The 20,409-nt window shown below is 72.8% G+C and carries 15 protein-coding genes; 4 read left to right on the plus strand and 11 right to left on the minus strand.

The features are described from left to right. Positions 1-84: 84 nt before the first annotated feature. Entirely contained in the window at positions 85-990 is a 906-nt protein-coding gene (locus OG776_RS07025; RefSeq protein ID WP_329319572.1) for an NmrA family NAD(P)-binding protein, read from the minus strand. Positions 991-1,357: 367 nt separating this feature from the next. After that, positions 1,358-2,302: a hypothetical protein gene (locus OG776_RS07030; RefSeq protein ID WP_329326381.1), complete on the minus strand. Its 945-nt coding sequence runs from the start codon at positions 2,300-2,302 to the stop codon at positions 1,358-1,360. Between the two features lie 331 nt (positions 2,303-2,633). Between OG776_RS07030 and OG776_RS07035 the strand changes: the two genes are divergently transcribed. Then, positions 2,634-3,086: a MarR family winged helix-turn-helix transcriptional regulator gene (locus OG776_RS07035; RefSeq protein WP_148011973.1), complete on the plus strand. Its 453-nt coding sequence runs from the start codon at positions 2,634-2,636 to the stop codon at positions 3,084-3,086. A 319-nt stretch (positions 3,087-3,405) separates the two neighbouring features. Here the strand turns inward: OG776_RS07035 and OG776_RS07040 are convergent, their stop codons facing one another. Beyond that, complete coding sequence (locus tag OG776_RS07040) at positions 3,406-3,975, minus strand: lamin tail domain-containing protein (RefSeq protein WP_329319577.1); 570 nt, start codon at positions 3,973-3,975, stop codon at positions 3,406-3,408. 567 nt (positions 3,976-4,542) lie between these two features. Between OG776_RS07040 and OG776_RS07045 the strand changes: the two genes are divergently transcribed. Then, positions 4,543-5,733 (plus strand): S1 family peptidase, encoded by a 1,191-nt coding sequence (locus OG776_RS07045; protein ID WP_443077219.1) that lies wholly within the window; start codon positions 4,543-4,545, stop codon positions 5,731-5,733. 142 nt (positions 5,734-5,875) lie between these two features. Continuing rightward, positions 5,876-6,880: a helix-turn-helix transcriptional regulator gene (locus tag OG776_RS07050; RefSeq protein ID WP_148011970.1), complete on the plus strand. Its 1,005-nt coding sequence runs from the start codon at positions 5,876-5,878 to the stop codon at positions 6,878-6,880. Positions 6,881-6,890: 10 nt separating this feature from the next. Here the strand turns inward: OG776_RS07050 and OG776_RS07055 are convergent, their stop codons facing one another. Further along, on the minus strand, positions 6,891-8,426 hold the full coding sequence (locus tag OG776_RS07055) for an AMP-binding protein (protein WP_329323671.1): 1,536 nt from the start codon (positions 8,424-8,426) through the stop codon (positions 6,891-6,893). 575 nt (positions 8,427-9,001) lie between these two features. On the opposite strand from OG776_RS07055, the gene OG776_RS07060 reads away from it, so the two are divergent. Continuing rightward, positions 9,002-10,906, plus strand: a complete 1,905-nt coding sequence (locus OG776_RS07060) for an AMP-dependent synthetase/ligase (protein WP_148011969.1) — start codon at positions 9,002-9,004, stop codon at positions 10,904-10,906. A gap of 120 nt (positions 10,907-11,026) precedes the next feature. On the opposite strand, the gene OG776_RS07065 is transcribed toward OG776_RS07060, so the two are convergent. From OG776_RS07065 to OG776_RS07095, 7 genes are all read right to left on the minus strand, one after another. Further along, a complete protein-coding gene (locus tag OG776_RS07065) occupies positions 11,027-11,569 on the minus strand; it encodes a hypothetical protein (RefSeq protein WP_329319582.1) in 543 nt (180 codons plus the stop codon). A 261-nt stretch (positions 11,570-11,830) separates the two neighbouring features. Further along, positions 11,831-12,478, minus strand: coding sequence for a class I SAM-dependent methyltransferase (locus tag OG776_RS07070; protein ID WP_148011967.1), 648 nt, complete (start codon positions 12,476-12,478; stop codon positions 11,831-11,833). A 224-nt stretch (positions 12,479-12,702) separates the two neighbouring features. After that, positions 12,703-13,458 (minus strand): hypothetical protein, encoded by a 756-nt coding sequence (locus OG776_RS07075; RefSeq protein ID WP_329319585.1) that lies wholly within the window; start codon positions 13,456-13,458, stop codon positions 12,703-12,705. Between the two features lie 133 nt (positions 13,459-13,591). Continuing rightward, positions 13,592-15,043, minus strand: coding sequence for a carboxylesterase/lipase family protein (locus tag OG776_RS07080; protein WP_148011965.1), 1,452 nt, complete (start codon positions 15,041-15,043; stop codon positions 13,592-13,594). 782 nt (positions 15,044-15,825) lie between these two features. Next, positions 15,826-17,664, minus strand: a complete 1,839-nt coding sequence (locus OG776_RS07085) for a sensor histidine kinase (RefSeq protein WP_329319589.1) — start codon at positions 17,662-17,664, stop codon at positions 15,826-15,828. After that, positions 17,661-18,353: a response regulator transcription factor gene (locus OG776_RS07090; protein ID WP_148011963.1), complete on the minus strand. Its 693-nt coding sequence runs from the start codon at positions 18,351-18,353 to the stop codon at positions 17,661-17,663. The genes OG776_RS07085 and OG776_RS07090 overlap by 4 nt, the downstream gene beginning before the upstream one ends. Positions 18,354-18,600: 247 nt before the next feature. Further along, complete coding sequence (locus OG776_RS07095) at positions 18,601-20,220, minus strand: alpha/beta hydrolase (RefSeq protein ID WP_261994812.1); 1,620 nt, start codon at positions 20,218-20,220, stop codon at positions 18,601-18,603. Positions 20,221-20,409: the final 189 nt, after the last annotated feature.

Genomic DNA, 20,409 nt, shown 5'->3' on the forward strand with positions numbered 1-20,409 from the left:
AGCTGCCGGAGTGACGCCGCGTCCCATGGGTTCCGCCGTACGCCTCACGTCGGCCGCCTCCGGCCGGCGTCGGGGTGTCCCTGGTCAGCCCAGGTAGAGGTCCTTGTGCGCGGCCACGAACTCCTCGACCGACCGGGGCGGGACCCCCGTCAGGCGTTCGACGTCGCCGGAGGTCCGGTCGTAGCGGTTCTCGTGGTGCAGCCGGGCCATGGTGGCGATGTGCTGTTCGGTGTGCGGCGGCAGGCCGGCCCGGGAGAGCACCTGGGACCGCCACTGGTCCAGCGGGACGTCCACGTAGGACACGGGACGCCCGAGGGCCCGGGCGAACTCCTCGGCCATCTCGGCCATGTCGATCGAGCGGGGACCGGTGAGCTCGTAGACGTGGCCGATGTGCGGCGCCGGGTCGAGGAGGACCGTGGCGACCACCCGGGCGACGTCCTCGACGGCGATGGGCGAGGTGCGACCGGTACCGAAGGGCAGCACGATGGTGCCGTTCTCGCGGATGGTCCGTGCCGGCAGCGCGGTGAAGAGGGGGTTGTCCAGGAACGAGGTGGGACGGATGTGCACCACGGGCAGGCCCGACCAGTTCAGCACCTGCTCGCCCAGCCAGTGCAGTCGCTGCTGGTTCGACTCGCCGGTGCTGGTGGCGGTCATCTGCGACACCGTCATCTGCGACATGTCGACCAGCGCGTCCAGCTCCGCGCAGTCACGGGCCACGGTGGCCACCACGGTCGTCGCCAGCAGGTGGTCCGGCGACACAGGCATCGCGAAGTACATCCTCCCGACGCCTTCCAGCGCGGCGGCGACGGTCTCCGGCCGGGTCAGGTCGCCGACGACGACCTCGGCCCCGAGCGCGCGCAGCCCGGCCGCGCGCTCGTCGTCACGGCGGACCAGCACGCGGACGGGGACGTCCTCGGCGCGCAGCCGGTCGAGAACCGCGCGGCCCACGTCACCGGCGCTGGAGAGGAGAACAAGGTCGTTGGCGGGCATCGGTGGGCCTCCTGCTGAGTCGGTGGGAGGGGGTGTCGGTGGACTGGGTGAGCGAGGGGTCAGCCGGGTGACGGGCCCGGGGCGAACGCGCTGCCTGGCGGGGGCGGGGTCGGCGCAGGGGTGCCGGGTCCGGCCGGCGGCCCTGGGCGGGCGGTCGAGGCGGGCTTCCGGGCCGGTCCACGGCGACGGTCCCGTGCCACCGCGTCTCCGGGTCCGAGGGCCCGCGCCTCCGCCCCTCCCAATCTATGGAGGCCCGAGCGCCCCCGCTTGCCGGGCCGTCCGCGCTCCTGCCCCCTCACACGCCCGCGTCCGTGACGCGTTCCGGGCGCGGCGACGGAGGAACGGAGCGTGGCCGGAGCGACGGCGCTCAGGCGGTGCCCCGGGCGCGCCGCCGCGTCAGACGGGGTCGCAGGGCCAGCAGGAACGCGGCGACGCAGGCCCACAGGGCGAGCGTGATCACCGGACCCGCCACGTGCGCGCCCTCGAAATAGCTCAGATCGGTGACGGCGCGGACGGCGGCGCCCGGCGGCAGGAGGGCCGAGACGGCCCGGGCCGCGGCGGGCAGCAGATCCGGCCCGATGGTGGCACCGCTGGTGGCGTTGCCGACGGTGAGGAGCAGAAGGGTCGCGACGGGGACCCCCACGGGGCCGAGGTAGGTGCCCAGCAGTTTGGTGGTGAAGGACGCCGCGGCGGCCAGCAGGGTGAGGGTGAGGATCAGAGGGGCGACCGGGGCGGGGACCGCTCCCATGAGGGGGCCCGCGATGATCGCGGCGAGCGTGCCGATGGCCACCGAGGCGCCGGCCAGCAGCCAGAACCGGTGGCGCAGGTGCAGGAGGTTCGCCAGTCCGAGCGCGTTCGAGCCGAGGACGAACCCGGCCAGGGTCACTCCGAAGGCCATGTAGAAACCGGCCAGGCCCCTGGTGTCGAAGTGGGCGAGCGGTACCACGTCCTCGGTGGTGACGTGCTTGCCCGCTCCCTGGGCGTACGCGCTCACGAGCGTCTTCACGGCCGACGTGGTGGACGTGCCGTCGGCGCCGGCGATCTCCAGACGCAGGCCGTCCGGGCCGTCCGCGCTCAGCGCGGCGACGGCGTCATGGCCCTCCACCGTCTGGCGTGCGACGCGGGCGTCCGCCGCCGGACGCACCTCGACGGTGTCGCCGAGGGCCGCGCGTATCGCCCCGGGCGGGACAGGCGCGGCGACGGCGACGGGCAACCGGTGGGGCCGAGGATCGCGCTGCAGGCCGACGTAGCAGGAGATGAAGGCCGCGACGACGACCAGGGAGATCACGGCCGGCTGCAGCCACGTCCGCACCGGAGGACGGACAGGGCGCGGCGGCCGGGACGGCTCGGTCACTGCCGGACGGGTCTGCTCACGCTCGGGCGCGGCTCCGACGGGGGATTCCATGGCGGGGCTTTCTGGGGAGAGGGCGCGGGAACGGAGCAGGCGGACAGGCACGCCCCATCGATCGTTAGGAGCATATACTCCTAATGTGGGGACGGCAAGTCCGCGCGGCGGGGGCCACCCCGCCCCCGGCCCCCGCGGGCCGCCCGACAGGCATGAGCAGTATGACCGGCATGAGCAGCATGACCGGCATGACCGGCAGCACCTGCTCGTACGATGGGCGGGAGCCCAGGAGGAGACGATGACCGGTACGTCGACGAGCGCCGCCGACCAGTGCAACAACCTGGCCCTGCGCAAGGCGGCCCGCTATCTCGGGGCGACGTACGACAGGGCGCTGGCCCCCGTCGGTCTGCGCTCCACGCAGTTCAGCATCCTCCAGCGACTGGGCACGCTCGGCGAGATGACCATCACCAGCCTCGCCGACACGATCGCCATGGACCGTACGACGATGGCGTCGAACCTCAAACCACTCGCGCGGGAGGGCCTGGTGACCGTCGAGACGTCGGCGACCGACCGCCGCGCCCGGATCGCCTCCATCACCCCGGAGGGCCGCGCCCGGCTGAAGGCCGCGATCCCGCTGTGGAAGGCCGTGCAGGACCGGTTCGAGGAGAAGTTCGGCAGCGACGAGGCGGCCGGTCTGCGCAGATCGCTCAAGGCCGTTCTCGACACCGGTTTCCAGCCCTGGGCCGAATAGCCCACCGGATCCCGGCGACCGGACCGCCCACCGGGACCACGGACACCCCGGGGGCGGGCCGGGTCCGCCCTTCGTTCTCGACGACTCGAAGAGAGGCGCCGCCGCGCGCCGCCGGCGCGGACATCACCCGGGCTGACACCATCGGCCCCGCGTTCCCCTGCGGTGCCGCGGGCCCGGCGCGGCCCCCGATCACGATCGTGCTCACCCGCGTCGGAGCACGGCCCGGCCCAGGACAGGCCGAAGGCCGGTGCGCGCCCACGCACGCACCGGCCCGACGCACACCGGGCGACGCCCGGCATCATGCCCTGCCCGAAGGGCGTCAGGCACGCCGGTGCGGCCCCTGGTGACCGTGGCCGTTGTGGCCACCGGGACCCTGCTGACCGTGACCGATGTGACCACCGGGACCCTGCTGACCGTGACCGATGTGACCACCGGGACCCTGCTGACCGTGACCGTGGTGACCGCCCGGAGCCTGGTGTCCGTGACCGTGGTGACCACTGGGGACACCGTGTCCGTGACCGTGGTGTCCGGGCACCTCGTGCCCACGGCCGCCGTGCCCACGGCCCCAGCTCACGACGTCGACGACACGACGGTGGTCGTTGCGCAGCGTCGCGGTGTCGGAGCGGTTGTCCCACGCGTAGCTACGGCGGTCCTGGTACACGTCCCGGCCGGCGTCACGCCCCACACCCGTGTGGACCCGCACCGTCTCGCGGCCACCCAGACGCAGGTGGAACACGTACGCGCGACCGTCACGCCCCGCCAGCGTCCACCCGTTCAGGTTCACGCCGTGCCGCCCCGTGTTCGTCACCTCCACCCACTCCTTGTTCAGCGACCAGTTGCTCCCCGAGTCCCAGCCCGGAGAGTCGTACTGCACCTGGCTGATCTGCACCTGCGCACGAGACGGAAAACGCCCCTGGTCCGCCGAGGCCGGCAGCGCCGCCACACCCACCACCACACCGGCAGCCACCGCAGCCGCAGCAACGCGACGAACCATCACAGACCGCGAAACAGACACGAACGCCCCCTACAGGGAACAGGCGGACCGCACCAGAGGATCCGCGAGTACAAGTCCCGGCCCGTTGGCCGAGAACCACACCCTCCCGCCCTCTCGCATCACCCGTGCACAGCAACCGCACAGCATTACCGACCGACGACATCACCGTGACCCTCGGCTGCATTCTGCATGTATCGCCCAGTTCTCCACATTGACGCTACAAGCCCTTAAAACACGGGACTTCATCGTAAACGCCACCCTTTACGCCACCCCACCCTTCACCCGAAAGTGAGTAACACCCCGACCGCGCCGCGGACCGTGGATCAGGCCTGTCCGCCCCGCCGGGCGGAGGCCGTCCACGCGAGGGCGGATTTGGTATGGACCTCCGCGCGATCGGTCGCTAGCCTCGGCGTCGCACATCTCTGAGAGCGCTCTCAGCCTGCCCTTCCGCTCCACTCCCCCATGACGGAACGACGAAAGGCAACTCCCTTGAGACGCACTACAGTTCTGCGCGCCGGCCTGTCCGCTGCGCTGCTCCTGAGCACCGTGGCCGCGGGTCTCGGCACCCAGGCTTCGGCCTCCGACACCTCCGTGGGCGCGCCCCCCTCCGCGCCCACGGCCCAGGCGTCGTCGGCTCTGATCACCGCCATGCAGCGGGACTTGGGCCTGTCCCAGGACCAGGCCACCGCACGGCTGAAGGCCGAGACGGCCGCGCGGGCGGTGGACCGCGCGGCCAGGCGGGCCGCGGGTCACGCGTACGGCGGCTCCTGGTTCGAGGCGAAGACCGGGAAGCTCACCGTGGCCGTCGCCGACAGATCCGTACGGAACGCCGTCGCCGCGACGGGGGCCGAGGTCACCCTCGTCCGGCACGACGAGCGGCAGCTCGACGCCGCCCTGAAGCGGATCGACGCCCTCGACGCACCGGCCGGCGTGAGCAGTTGGCACGTCGACGCGAAGAACAACTCGGTCGTCGTCGACGTGGTCTCCGCGCACCGCGACGACAACGATGTCCGCGCCTTCCTGGACCGGGCCCGCAGGAGTGGTCCGGTGACCGTCGAGGAGACGCGGCAGAGACCGCGTACCTTCGCCGCGGGAACGGTGGGCGGCGACCCGTACTACACGGGCAACGTCCGTTGTTCCATCGGCTTCTCGGTGTACGGCGGTTTCGTCACCGCGGGCCACTGCGCACAGCCGGGAGCCGGTGTCAGCGGCTGGGACGGCAGCTACATCGGCAACTTCCAGGGGTCGTCCTTCCCCGACAACGACTACGCCTGGGTCAACGTGGGCAGCGGATGGTGGACCGTCCCGGTCGTGCTGGGCTGGGGAACCGTCTCCGACCAGCTCGTCCGTGGGTCCGCGGAGGCTCCCGTCGGCGCCTCCATCTGCCGGTCGGGGTCCACGTCGCACTGGCACTGCGGGACCGTGCTCGCGAAGAACGAGACCGTCAACTACAGCCAGGGCGCGGTGCACCAGATGACGAAGACCAGTGTCTGCGCCGAACCGGGCGACTCCGGCGGCTCGTTCATCAGCGGCGACCAGGCCCAGGGTGTCACCTCGGGCGGCTGGGGCAACTGCGGCAGCGGCGGTGAGACCTGGTACCAGCCGGTCAACGAGATCCTCGGCCGGTACGGGCTGACGCTGCACACCGCCTGACCGGGACCGTTCGTCCCCCCGCACACCGTACCGGCGCGCGGTCCCGGCCTCGGTACGGTGTGCGGGGGAGATCGAACACGGCTCCGCACGGCATGCAGTACGGTGTTAAACCGTCAAGGCGGTCGGTCTCGGGGAGGGCGCTGTGTCGCTTGAGGCGGCAGGGGTGTCGGTGACCGAGGAGTTCGTCTACCGCCACCTGGTGACGACGGGCCGGGCCTCGGCGCGGGACGTCGCCGAACGCACCGGTCTGAGCCACGCGGAGGCCGAGCAGGCGCTCGAAGCGCTCTCGGCCAAGGGCATGGCCAGCCACACGGACGTGCTCCCCCGCACCTTCCAGGCCACCCCGCCCGACGTCGCGCTGATGCCACGGCTCAAGCGGAACGCCGACGCGCTGGACCTCGCCAGGGCGGAGGCCACCAGTCTGCTGCAGGCCTACCGCGACACGATGCGCAGGCAGGACGCCAGCGAACTGATCGAGGTCATCATCGGGGCCGAGGCGCTGCGCCAGCATCTGCGCCACATCCAGGCGAGCGTGCAGGACGAGATGCTCTGGTTCTGCAAGGCCCAGTACGTGGCGATGCCGTCGGGCAGCAACAGCTCGGAGTTCGAGGCACTGGCGCGAGGGGTGCGCTACCGGGTCCTGTACGAGAAGGCCTTCTTCGACGACGCGGGCGCCGTGGACAACGTGGTGGCCGGGGTGCGGGCCGGGGAGGTCGCACGCGCGGTCCCCCATCTGCCGCTGCGCCTGGCCGTCGCGGACCGCGCGATCGCGGTCTGCCCGCTCGTGCCGGGCGGCCCGCAGGGCAGCCCCGACGAGCCGACCGCCGCGCTGGTACGGGACAGCAATCTGCTGGCCGCTCTCATCGCGCTGTTCGAACGCTACTGGGAGGACGCCGTCCCGCTGGACGTCGACGACGCGGGCGCGGTGGCCGGCACGGACGGTGTCGGCGCGGCCGACCCGCTCTCGGCCACGGACCGGCGGCTGTTGTCCCTCCTCGTGGCCGGTGTCGCCGACAAGGCGATCGCCACGCAGATGGGTCTGAGCCGCCGTACCGTGCAGCGTCACATCCAGCACATGATGGAACTCGCCGGCGCGGCCACCCGGATGCAGCTCGCCTGGCAGGCGGCACGCCGGGGATGGCTCTGAGGGAGACCGGTCAGTCGACTCCCCGGCCGTGACCTTCCCAGTAGCGCTCACGGAGTCTGTACTTCTGGAGTTTGCCGGTCGCCGTCCGGGCCAGCCGGTCCCGGAACTCGACGGAGGTCGGCGCCTTGAACCCGGCGAGGCGCTCCTTGCTGTACCGGACCAGTTCGTCCTCCGTCACCTCGGCCCCGGGCGCGAGGACCACCAGTGCCTTCACCGTCTCGCCCCACTTCTCGTGCGGCACGCCGATCACGGCGACCTCGGCGACCGCCGGGTGGCTGAAGAGCACGTCCTCCACCTCGATCGAGGACACGTTCTCACCACCGGTGATGATCACGTCCTTCTTGCGGTCGCTGATGGTCAGGTGGCCGTACTCGCCGAGCGATCCGCCGTCCCCGGTGTGGAACCAGCCGTCGGACAGCGCGCGGGCGGTCTCCTCGGGCTGATCCCAGTAGCCCTCCAGCACCACGTTCGAGCGGGCGAGGATCTCTCCCTCCTCGTCGGTGCGCAGGGTGACGCCGAGCGCGGGGGCGCCGGCCCGGACCAGGTGCTCCGCGCGCGCCTGCGTGTCCAGTCCGTCCCACTCGGCGCGGGCGCGGTTGACCGTGAGCAGGGGCGAGGTCTCGGTGAGGCCGTAGATCTGGATGAACTCCCAGCCCAGTTCGGACTCGACGCGGGCGACGGTCCGGGTGGGCGGCGGGGCACCGGCGACGATGATCCGTACCCGGTCCCGGCCGGGGATCGCGCCCTCCCAGGAACGGGCCGCGTCGAGCACCGCGTTGACGACCGCGGGGGCCGCGCACATGACCGTCACGCCGTGCTCCGCGACCCGGCGCAGGATCTCGGCGCCGTCGACCTTGCGCAGGACGACCTGCCGTACGCCGAGGGCCGACATCGCGAACGGCATGCCCCAGCCGTTGGCATGGAACATCGGAAGCGTGTGCAGGTAGACGTCGCGGTCCGTGACCCCCGCGTGCAGGGCGAAGGTCACCGCGTTCACCCAGATGTTGCGATGGGTGATCTGGACGCCCTTGGGGCGGGCGGTCGTGCCGCTGGTGTAGTTGATGGTCGCGGTGGCGTTCTCGTCGGGCCGCCAGGGCGCCGGTTCGGTGCCGAACCGGTACAGCTCCGCGTCGCTGGCCGCCCCCATCGTGAACCGGTGCTTGGCCGTGATCCCGGCCAGCCGGTCGGTCAGTTCGGGGTCGACGAGGACGACGCTCGCCCCCGAGTGGTCGACGATGTAGTTCACCTCGCCCGCGGTCAGCCGGAAGTTGACCGGTACCAGGACCCGCCCGTGACCGCTGACGCCGAAGAAGGCGGTGAGCAGCCGCGCGCTGTTGGGGGAGACCACCGCCACCCGCGCGCCGTGCGGCACGCCGAGCGCGTCGAGACCTGCGGCCTGGGCGCGCGCCAGCTCGCCGATCCGCCGGTACGTCAGCCCGTCCCAGGGATCGGCCGGCTGCTCCGGTTCGTCTACGACGCCGATCCGGTCGGCGTACACGGTCGTGGCGCGGTCCAGAAAATCACGGGCCCCGAACGGGACGATCATCATGGCCTCCCGAAGCTCAGAAGATGTGCGGCTTCCATCCGGCCACGGCGGGGCCGGATGGACAACCCCGCGGGCCCGGCGACCTGCTCGGGCGCCGAACCGCGTCCGGGCCGTGTCCGGGGCGGAGGCGACGGTGAGCCGTGACCGGCGGCGGGTGACGCGCCGCGGTGTCCGGTGACACGGCAGCCACGACGGCGGCGGCCGGGATCACGGCCACCGGCATCACCCTGTGCGTCGCCGCGGCCGGCGCTGTGCTGGGTGTCCGGCGTCGGCGTCCCGGTGTGCGGTGCCGTCGGCGGTCCCGGACGGACCCGCAGTGGACCGTGGGCGGACCGGTTCCCCTGTCGGACGCGGGCCGGTGCGGACCGGTACCGACCGCCTCCGTCCGGCGCCGTCGCCGAGTGCGTCGGGTGCTCCGCTCACCTGCGCGGGAGCCTCGCCCGCGGACCGTAACCGCATCGGTACGAACTGCTTCGCGATTCCTGCACAGTCGTCGTCGGACTGGGCTAGATTCGTGAATCCTCGGCACAGGCGCCTCTCCGCGGGGCCATGGCGAGGAGAATTCTGGAGCGGGGATGCACGCGTTCGAACTTCCTCCACCGGCCACCGGCGTCATGCAGGGGGGACTCGCCGACAGTCTCTTCGAGACGGCACGGCGTGAGCCGGCACTCGCCCAGGTGGCGCGCCGTCTCGACGGGGCCTCCGGCATCTGGGCACCGATCACCGCGGCCGAGCTGTGGGACGAGGTCCAGGACGTCGCCAGGGGGTTGGTCGCCTCCGGGATACGCCCGGGCAACCGTGTCGCCATCATGGCCCGCACACGCTACGAATGGACCGTGCTCAGCTACGCGCTGTGGACGGTGGGCGCCGAGCTGGTCCCGATCTACCCGACCTCCTCGCACGAGCAGGTCGCGTGGATCCTGCGGGACGCGTCCTGCGTCGCCGTGGTCGTCGAGGACGAACAGGGCATCATGACCGTCGGCTCGGCCTGCGCGTCACTCCCCGCGCTGCGCCACGTCTGGCAGTTGGACGCCGGGGCCCTCACACAGCTCGCCGAACGCGGCCGGGTGATCCCACCGACGACGGTCGACTCGCTCCGCCGTATCGTGCTGCCCGACTCGACCGCGGTCATCGCGTACACCTCCGGCACGACGGGGACCCCGCGCGGCTGCGCCCTGACCCACCGCAGCCTGGCCGGCCCCGTCGACACGCTGCTCTCGGGCTGGAGACACACGGCCGCGCCCCCCGGCGAACAGCCCGCCATCCTCGCGTTCCTGCCGTTCTCCCACGTGTACGGGCTGATGATCCAGGGTCTGTGTCTGCGGGGCGGCATCCTGCTGGGTCACGAGCCCGACCTGGGCGAGGAGGCGCTCTCCGCGGCGCTCCTCTCCTTCCGTCCCACCTTCCTCTACGCCGTCCCGTCGCTCTTCGAGAAGATCTACAAGAACTTCGTGCGGGCGGCGCACCAGAGCGGGCGTGGCGCCCTGTTCGAGCGCGCCGTGCAGACCGCCAAGGATTTCGCCGCGGCCGGGGAGCGCCAGCGGCTGGGCACCGGGTCCGGCCCCGGCTTCGACCTGAAACTGCAGCACGCCCTCTACGAGAAGACCGTCTACCGGAAGCTGCGGGCCACCCTGGGCGGCAGGGTGTGCGGCGCGGTGTCGGGCGGTTCGCCGCTCAACCGGGATCTCGCGCTCTTCTACGCGGGCATCGGGATCCTCGTCCACGACGGCTACGGGCTGACCGAGACGAGCGGCGGCATCACCGCGCAGCCGGTGGGCCGGGCGAAGTTCGGAACCGTCGGGCAGGCGCTGCCGGGCACCGACATCCGGGTGGCCGACGACGGGGAGATCCTGGTCTGGGGGCCGTCGGTCTTCCAGGGGTACATCAACGACGACGCCGCCACCCAGGCTTCGTTCCAGGACGGCTGGCTCGCGACGGGCGACATCGGCCACCTCGACACGGAGCGGTATCTGACCATCACCGGCCGCAAGAAGGACATCATCATCACGAGCGGCGGCAAGAGCGTGGCACCGGCCGCCCTCGAAGAGCGGCTGCGGGTCCATCCGTTGATCCACCAGGCGGTGATCGTGGGCGACAACCGGCCGTGCGTGGGCGCCCTCATCACGCTGGACCCCGACTTCCTCGCGCACTGGCGCGGGACGTGGACCAAGGGCGAGGCGGCGGCTCCCCGGGACGCCCGGGAGGAGAACGAGCTGCGGGAGGAGGTCAGGCGGGCGGTGGCCGCGGCCAACAGCACCGTCTCCCCCACGGAGTCCATCAGGGTGTTCCGCGTCCTGCCGGAACCCTTCGACCTGGCCAACGGGTTGTTGACGCCTTCGATGAAACTGCGACGGGACGCCATCTCGCAGCGGTTCGCCGCCGAGATCGACGCCATGTACCAGACGTCCTCGCGCCTGCCGCGCGAGTACACGCCGAACGAGCCCTCGGTCTGGGAAGACTCGGACAACGTGTTCCGCTGAGCGGGGGCCCGTCCGGTTCCTGACCCGTTCGCCCGACCCGTTACCCCGGTCCGGTCGCCCGGCCGTCGCCCCACGGTCTGCCGCCCTGGGGTCCGCCGCCCGGCGGACCGGGCGGCCGTCTCACCTGCCCGGTCCGGGCCTCCGGGCCTCCAGGTGGTGCCACCACGACTGGCGCTCCATCCGGTCCAGTTCACGCTCGGCCCAGGAGCCGAAGCCCGAGCCGACGGTCTCCTCCTCGAGGGACGGGATGGTCCCGCCGACGGCCTCGGCCCACCCGTCGCCGTCAGCGGAGCGGATGGTCGAGTGCCGCAACAGCAGTTCCCGCTCCCGGAGTTGCCTCCCGACCTGCACGGCGGGCCGTCTGGCCGGGATGTCCCTCCTCCGGAAGGCAGGGCGGGCGTAGAGGTTCGTGACGGTGGGCTCGGGGGGATCACGCAGCCACACCGCGTCCGGCAGTGGATTCTCCCGCAGTTCCCGTGGCGCCTCCCTCGGATCGTTGACGATGACGATCATCGCCAGCCGCCCACCTCCGTAGTGCGGTTCGGGTTCGGTGACGACGGCCACGTAGACGTGGGTGTGCGGGGGAAAGGCGCGCAGGTCCACCTCGCACACGACCACCCGCCCCACCACGGTCGCCAGGGGAGGCAGTTGACCTCTCAGCATGACCCCAGCATCGCAGGTCCCACGCGTCGACGATCAACACGAGCGGCGCATCGCGGACAACACCTAGACCTGGCGGCCGTTTCACATCCGGCGAGGTCCGAGAGCCGGGAACGGCCGTCGCCGGCACGCGCGGTCGCCCCCCCGGCGACGGCGAACTCGCCGCACGCGGCCTCACGGAGGCGGTCGCGTCGGTGGCCGAGTGCCTGCGGCCGGACCGCGCCTTCCTCACCGCCCTCGGCTTCACCTGCCCGCAGGCCCTCGCTAGACCTTGCGGGCGAGCAGGTGGACCTCCTGGAACTGCCGTCGGTCGGTGGGCAGGGGCTCGCGCACCAGGCGGGCCACCTCGGTCAGCCCCGACTCGCGCAGCAGCGCGGCGAGATGGTCGGGCCACCACCGATAGGCCGGCGCGACCGCGTGATCGAAGACCTGCGTCGGGTGGGACGGACCGTCGGTCGCCGAGAAGCCCGCCAGCAGGTGCCCGCCGGGTGCCAGCACGCGATGGAACTCGGCGAGGACGGCGGGGAGTTCCCTCGGGGGCGTGTGGATGACGGACCAGCGGGACAGGACGCCGTCCAACGTGCCGTCCGCGAGGTCCAGCGCGGTCATCGCGCCGACGTCGAAGCGCAGTCCCGGGTAGGCCTGCCGAGCCAGCTCGATCATCGCGGGAGAGGCGTCGACACCGAACGCCGCCAGCCCCAGTCCGTCCAGATGAGCGGTGACATGCCCGGGCCCACAGCCCACGTCGGCGACCCGCCCGCCCCCGTCCGCACCGACGAGTTCGGCGAAGACGCCGAGGATGCCGCGGTCCAGGGGACTGTCCCGCAGGCTGTCACCGAAGAGCCGCGCGTACGTGGAAGCCGCCGCGTCATAGGCCTCGCGGGTGGCACTGAAAGCATCGTGTTCGACCATGCTGCGCGACAGTAGCCGGTCACGGATCCGCAGCCGCGCCCCGGACGGCGGAAACCGTCCGGTTCTTCGGTCCTCCCGTCCCCCGGCCCCCGGTCCTCCGGGTGCTGGCAGCGAACTCGTCCTGATGCCGCGGGACTTGGAAGAACCCGCTCGCGACGCGTGTCGGCCGGTACGCCGGAAGCCCTCCTGCCCGGTGTTGGTGCCGTGCGGCCTTCGCCGCGCCGTCAGGTGGTGGGCCAGGTGCCGAGCGCGTGGGCCAGCCGGTCGCTCTGCTCCCGGGTGATGCCCCGGGCGAGGTGAGTGCCGAACCGGGGGCTCAGGGGCTCGTCGCAGTGCAGGATTCCCTGGAAGGGTTCCCGGCCGCCCGAGAGCGGAGACGCTGAGGCGAGCTCCCACTCGGCCGGCTCCCAGAGAGGGTGGTCCGCGAGGAGCGCCTCCGCGAGGGAACGTGCCTCCACCGCCGGAAGACCGGTGCTCGTCAGCGCGTCCCCGACCGTGTCCGTGGCGTCCTCGGGCAGGTCCCGGTCGCCGAGCACCGGCAACAGCAGGAGCAGGCGCGCGTGTTCGGCGTGGATCCCGGGGGCGGTGAGGTCGGGCGTGCGGGCGATGTGGTGGAGCTCCCGCCAGGAGAGTCCCGGACCCGCGTGGTGACCGCCGAGGCCGGCCAGGCGCCCGTGGCGTCCCCAGTCCGGGTGGGTGATGAAGTACTCCGTTCCCGGGTCGTCGGGGAAGTTGACGCCGAGGACGTTCGCGGTGTGGCCGCCCCCGAACGGGATACGGAAGAGCGGCCACCGGTCCTCGTCGGTCAGCGCGTCCAGGGCCGCGTCGGCGTCGGCCCCGTCGACACCGAACCACTCCGGCACAGGGTCGTACTCCGCCGTCTCGCTCAGCCACATCAGATGAGCCGCCCAGAACCCCGGCAACCCCTGCAGTTCCTCCCCCGCGACGATGGGGGCGTTCACGAATCCCTCTGTCAGCACCGGCCCAGGCTCTCACCCGCCTACGACATCCCGCGCCGTGCCCGGTGACCCGGCGGAGCGGCGCAACGCCCGGCTGACGTACGCCGATCCAGCCGGACCCCGCCGGCCGGTCCGGGCCGGGGGAACTCAGGATTCAGCCGAAGTGCCGGACACGGGCGGCCGTCGCGGGTGCGTAGGGCGGCCAGTCGGTCGCCGCGCCGGTCGTGACGAACGCGGCGACCGCGGTCGCGAAGCTCTCCCCCAGGGCCCGGTCGGCGTCGCCGGTCGTGCCCAGCATCGGGCTGTCCGGGTAAGCGTCGAAGGTGTTGAAGAGGAAGGGCAGTTCGGCGCAGTGCGTGGCGCCCAGGGCGAACTCGTCCCCGGCCGGCCGGCGGTCGAACCGGTAGACGTAGGTCGCGTCGCCTCCGGCCGCGTGGTGGTCGGCGATCCGCAGCGAGTCGTCGCGGAACAGCCGGTCGGTCTGCACCGCGGTGAAGAGCTGCGCCGGAGTGGCCCCCGGGAGCCTGACGGCGTAGCGCCGGTGGATGTCGTGGGCCTGTTCGCCGAACCGGGCGGTCAGGAGGTCCAGCACGCCGGCGGAGGTGAGGTTCTGGATCCGGGGGTCGAAGGCGGTGAAGGCCGTGGCCTCGTCCCGGGTGGTGCCGATCAGCACGGCCTTGCCCTCCAGCGCGCCGTCCTCGATCGCCCGCTGGAAGCCGCGCGGTACGCCTGGACCCCCGAGCACCGGATACATCGGAGGGGCGGCGTCGCCCGGCACCGAGAGGTGGCCGGCGAGCCGGCCGTAGGCGGACAGCAGCCGCTCGACGGGCAGCGCGCGCAACGCCTTCGCGACGTCCGCGCCGTCCGGCACACCGAGCAGCCGCAGGTAGGCCTCGGCGTGCTCGGCCGCGTCCTGCGGGTCCTGAGGCGTCAGGCCGAAGGGGCCGCTCTGCAGCAGCAGCCCGGTCACGAGTTCCGACGTCCGCGGATCGAGCGCCAGCGACAGTGCCGAGTACGCCCCGGCGGACTGCCCGCCGACCGTCACCACGCGCGGATCACCTCCGAAGGAGGCGATGTTGTCCCGCACCCAGCGCAGCACGGCGGCCTGGTCCCGGCCTCCGAGGTTGGCGGCGCCGATCTCCGGCAGGTACAGGTAACCGAGCGGACCCACGCGGTAGTTCGCGGTCACCACCACGATGTCTCCGAGTGCGGCCAGTCCGCTCCCGTCGTACCAGTCCCATCCGCCGGAGCCACTGGTGAAGCCGCCTCCGTGCCACCACACCAGGACCGGCCGGGACGCGCCGTTCCCGAAGGCTGCCGACGGAGTGTGGACGTTGACGGTCAGACTGCCGTCCTCCCGCCAGTCCGGCACACGGCGCCCCATCACCCGCTCCAGCCGGGACGCCGCCTGGGGGACCGCGACCCCGGCGTGAACCGCCTCCCGCGTCCCGGTCCATCCCGGGTGCGGCCGGGGCGGGGCGAACCGCAGGTCACCGACCGGCGAGGCGGCGTAGGGGATGCCCCGGAAGGAGATCACCTCACCTCGCGCGGCCCCCTCGACCCGGCCCCGGTCCGTCTCCGCGACGCGGTCCTCGGCAGCCGTCACCGTGCTCACCCCTCTCGACCCGGTTGTGTCGTACCGTCCTGCCGGGAGGCGTCCGGCCGGGCCGGCACCGGTCCGCCGACCGCACGCCGCCGCCTGGAGGCGCCGGCGCCCGGCCAGGTCCTCAGTCCCGCGGCCGAGGCCGACCGCCCGGCGGCGTCCCGGATCTCACCGGCACGGACGGCTCCCGTCGATGGTCACATCGCCTGCACCGCCCGTCGAGCCGCCGACCCTCTGTCTCCGTCTTCCGGCCCCGGTACCTTCGGCACCGCCGCTCACGACGCCTGTCCCCGCGATGCCGGCGCCCATGTCGCCGGCGTCGACGCGGTCGGCGCCCGTGTTCCCGGTGCCGGTCCCTCCGGCGCCCGTCCTTCCGATGCTGATCCCTCCGGCACCCGTACCGCCGGTGCCGTTCCCCACGGTGCCGGTACTCCCGCCGGTGTTTCCGCCTCCGCCGCCGGTTCCGGTGTTCGGGCCCGTGCTCCGGGCGCCGTGTCCCGCGCGTCCGTCGCGTGGGACGTACGTGCGTCCCACGAGCGACCTCAGGGGCGTGACCCGGACTCCGGCCCCCGACATCCTGGTGGTGTTCATGGGACCACAGTGCTCCCAGGGAGCCGGGGCAGCCAGATCACCGCTGTGCGAGGGAACGCGGATCCTGGTACCCGCGGCACCACTCTGCGGAGGTCAGCGGTCGTGGTCCCGCGCGGTCCCCCGCACGGTCGGTGGCCGCCGCGACACGGCTCCCGGACGGCCGCCGGGCGCGGTCCCGCACGCCCCACGGACGGTCAGCGGTCGTTCTCCGCGCCGGTCGGCGGGACGCCTCCGGGGAGCCGCAGGGTGAACACCGAGCCCGTCCCGAGCTCGCTCGCCACGGTGACGGTACCCCCGTGCGCCACGACGAGCTGACGGACGATGGACAGGCCGAGTCCGCTGCCGCCCGTGCGCCGGCTGCGTGACTTCTCCGCCCGCCAGAAACGGTCGAAGACGCTGGACAGGTCCTCCGGCGCGATGCCGCTGCCGGTGTCGGACACGTCGAGGACCACCTCGGAATCCACCCGTCGGGCCGAAAGGGTGACCGTGCCGCCCCGCGGGGTGTGGCGGACCGCGTTGGACACCAGATTCCCGAGCGCCTGCCGCATCCGCACCGGATCGGCGTCGAACCACGGTGTCCCGTCCACCGCCGTCCGCAGAGCGATACCCGCCGCCTCGGCGCCCACCCGGTGGACGGCCGCCACCTGCTCGACGAGCTCGTCGGCGCGGACCGCCTCCGCGTGCAGGGTGAGGGCGCCCGCGTCGGCCGCCGCGAGATCCTGGAGGTCGTCGATGACCCGCTGGAGGAGCATCGCCTCCTCGTGCAGGGACGCGAGCAGCTCGGGGTCGGGGGCGACGATGCCGTCCCGGGTCACCTCCAGCCAGCCCCGGATGTTGGTCAGCGGGGTGCGCAGCTCGTGGGCGATGTCGCTGACCATCGCCTTGCGCTGGGCCTCCAGCCGTTCGCGGCGCTCGGTCAGCTCGTTGAACGCCATGGCCAGGATGCCCGTCTCGTCCCGGGTGGTGACCGGTACCCGTACGTGCGCCTCGGGCGGTTGCTGGGCGGCCTGGGTGAGCGCGCGCAGCGGACGGACGAGCCGGGTGGCGACCAGCGCGGTCACGGCCACGGTGAGAGCGAGGACGAGACCTGCGACGGCGACGACCTTGGCCTTGTTGGCGGGTGACATGTCGAAGTGGGGTACGGCCGTGTCGCCCGTGCCGAGGAACAGCTCGGCGACCGGGGCGACCGTGGGGTCGAGCTGTTCGCGGCGTGCCTCGGTGACGCACTCGTTGCCCTTGCGCTCGCGCGCCGCGTCCTGGCCGCCGGGCGCCGCCTTGCCGAGGGCGAAGCCCGGCAGCATCATCCGGCCGGTGACACCGAAGTCGACGAACCCGCTGGGGCCGACGCGCTCCCGGTCCAGGCACGGCCGGGCGATCCTCGTCAGGTCGTCCAGCGCCTTCTGCTCGGTGCGCGTGGGGGTGTTGAGCAGTCCGTCGGCGCACTCGTTCGGCACGTTCGCGTTGCCGTCCACGCCGTTCCCGTCGATCAGGACGGGCCGGCCGCTCGGCGTCTTCACGACGGTGGTCTCGATGCCGTTGCGCCGGAAGCACTTCTGGCGTTCCGCCGCCAGGACGCTCAGCCGCGCCCGTTCCGGCGAGGGCAGGCGGTAGGGACCGACCGCGCGGGGGTCGATGCCGCTGAGCTGTGCCCCGGGTTCGGTGTAGGTGTCGGTGTGCAGGGGGTCGACGGTGGCCGCGGCCCCGGGCGGCAGGGCGGTGCCACGGGCCGCGGAGTCGGCGACGGGTGTGCGGTCCGGCGCGGTCAGCGCGACGCGCCGTCCCGTCCGCTCTGACAGGGCGCGCACCGTGGGCCCGACCCCGGACCAGTCGGGGTGCGTCGCCGCGTACCCGCTGAGCTGCCGGAGGATCTCCGTGTCGTCGGCGAGCGCCTGCCCCTGCTCCTCCTGGATGGCGCGCGTCGTGGTCTGCACCGCGAGCCACGCGGTCGCCGCCACCGAGCACAGGGCGATCAGCACCGAGGTGATCATCAGTCGTACGAGCAGGCTCTTGCGGAGCGGTATGCCGGACCTCATCCCCGGTCACCGCTGAGCTTGTACCCGACGCCGAACACCGTCAGCAGCCGTACGGGCCGGCGCGGATCCGGTTCGATCTTCCGGCGCAGGTTCATGATGTGCACGTCGATGGCCCGCTCGGTGGAGGCCCGGTCGCTGCCGCGGGTGCGGTCCAGCAACTGCCTCCGGGAGAAGACCCGTTCGGGCTCGGCGGTCATGGCGCGCAGGATCTCGTACTCGCCCGGCGTGCACTCCACGCGCGAGCCGTCGCAGTACACCTCGTGCCGTACCGGATCCACGGCGATGCCCGCGGCGCGTACGACGCGGTCCTTCCCGGTGGACGTACGCCCGCTGCGCCGCAGGACCGTGCGGATCCGGGCCATCAGCTCACGGGGGCTGTACGGCTTGGTCATGTAGTCGTCCGCGCCGAGTTCCAGGCCGAGCAGGACGTCGTCCTCGGTGGAGCGGGCGGTGAGCATGAGGACCGGGATGTCGCCGTCCCTGCGCAGCACCCGGCACACCCCGAAGCCGTCGATCACCGGGAGCATCAGGTCCAGGACCACGAGGTCCGGCCTGAGGCGCCGGACCTCGTCGAGAGCGGCCCCGCCGTCGTGGACCACGGTCGCGGTGTGTCCCTCCTGCAGCAGGGAGCGGCGTATCAGCTCCGCCTGCTTCTCGTCGTCCTCCGCGACCAGCACATGTGCGCACACCCGGCCGATGGTAGGCGCCGGCGGATCGGAACGGTGCAGGTGGGAGACGCTTCCCACACGCTGACAACTTCCTGATATCCGGGTGCGAGGGTGCCCGGCGGGTGCCCGCGGTCCCGTCGCCGCCGCCGCGCGGAGTCCCGCTCGCGGGGTCGGCGCGGGCCCTCGGAGGGCGGACGAGCAGGCAGGCGGAGAAGCAGGGACGAGGCGCCCGGGTGAGGCGGGTCCGGGGCCGGTCGACGGTGTCGGTTCAGGAGACGGAGGCCGCTTCTCCGCCGCCGCCGGTGGCGACGCCGCCCCGCGGTTTGGGGGCGGGGAAGGGCCTGGTGTCCTGCCGGCACGTCGCTCCGGCGGGCGGGAGGGCACCGTCGACCAGGTAGCGGCTCTCGTACCGTCCGACGCACGCGCTGGGATTGAGCAACGCCGTGTGCCCGTACCCCTGAGCGGTGAGGAGCCGGGCGGAGGCCAGCTCCGCCGCCATCGCCCGCGCGCCCGCGTAGGGCGTGGCCGGGTCGTAGGTGGTACCGACCACCAGGAGCGGATGGGCCGTCGGCCTGTCCCACGGCCCGCGGTAGCGGTTCGCGGCGACGACCGGCCAGGTGGCACAGGCCTCCGCCGCCCAGGCCCAGAAGCGTCCGGAGTCGCCCGCGCGCAGGGCTGCGGCCTCCTCCAGCGCGTGGTACACACCGGGGTCACGCGGAGTGGGACTCTCGGAGCACAGGATGGAGCCGGCCTGTTCGTCTCCCGTGTAGGGGACGGGCACCGGCGGCTCCGGCGACGGGGCGGCGGGCGGCGGGACGCGTCCTTGCCAGAGGTCCTGCAGCCTGCCCGCGAGGTCCGTCCAGCCCGGGTGGACGACGTAGAGGCCGCTCACCACGTCACCGACCGTCCGGCCGTACGTCCAGTCGCCCACCGGCCGCTGCCGCAGGCGCCGCATCAGCTCGTCGAACTTGTCCCGGGTCGCCCGCGCCCCGCCCGCCGAGAAGGCGCACCCGCCCGTGGAGGCGGCCCCGCACAGGGAGAGGAACTGGTCCAGGGTCGCCGCGGCGCCGAGGTCCGAGCCGAGGCGGAGGAAGGGCGTCAGTCGGGGCTCCGCGTCGGAGGCGTGGTTCGTCCAGGCCTGCGGGTCGACGTTGCTGTCGAGGACCATGGCGCGGACCTTGCCGGGGAAGAGATTGGCGTAGGTGGCGCCGAGGAACGTGCCGTAGGAGACGCCGAGGTAGGTCAGCTGCGGGTCGCCCACCGCCTGCCGGAGCTGGTCGAGATCGCGGGCGGTGTCGGCGGTCGACACATGACGCAGGAGGTCGGGGTCCCGCAGCTCACAGCGCCGGCCCAGATCCGCGAACGCGTCGATCCAGTCCCGCCGCTGCTTCTCGCCCACCGGGAGACCGACCGGTTTGCTCGTGCGCCAGGCGACCGCCTCCGCCGTGGTCGCGAAGCAGTTCACCGCCGTACTGTTCCCGACGCCGCGGGGATCCCAGCTGACGATGTCGAAGCGCTCCCTCACCTCGCGGGGGAAGGACTCGTAGTTCTGCGGCATCTGCACCGTCCCCGGGCCGCCCGGACCGCCGGGGTTGAAGAACAGGGTGCCCGCGCGTCGTCCGGGACCGGTCGCCCGGTGCCGGACGACGGCCAGTTCGATGGTCCGGCCACCGGGGTCGAGATGGTCCAGCGGTACCCGGGCGACCGCGCAGTCGAACTCCGGTCCGTCGGCGCACGGTTGCCAGTCCAGTCGCGGGACGGGAGCCGGGGGGAACGGCCCGCCGCCCGGAGCCGGGCCCGCCGCGACGAGGCCCGTGGCACAGAACACCGCCGACGCGATGACCATGGCCCCGCGCCGACGGCCCGCTGTGGAACCGGATATGGGCACGATCTGTCCCCTTCGACGGAGGGCCCTGCGGTCCACCCAGTCGACTCCACCCCCACCGGCGGAGCATCCACAGCTGAGCCGATGGAGTGACCCGCCCCGCCCCGCCACCGGCCATCAGTCACCGGCCACCGGCCACCCGCCACCGGCCACCGGCCACCGGCCACCGGCCACCGGCCACCGGCCAGGATC

This window comes from Streptomyces sp. NBC_01689 (assembly GCF_036250675.1).
GTDB lineage: Bacteria > Actinomycetota > Actinomycetes > Streptomycetales > Streptomycetaceae > Streptomyces.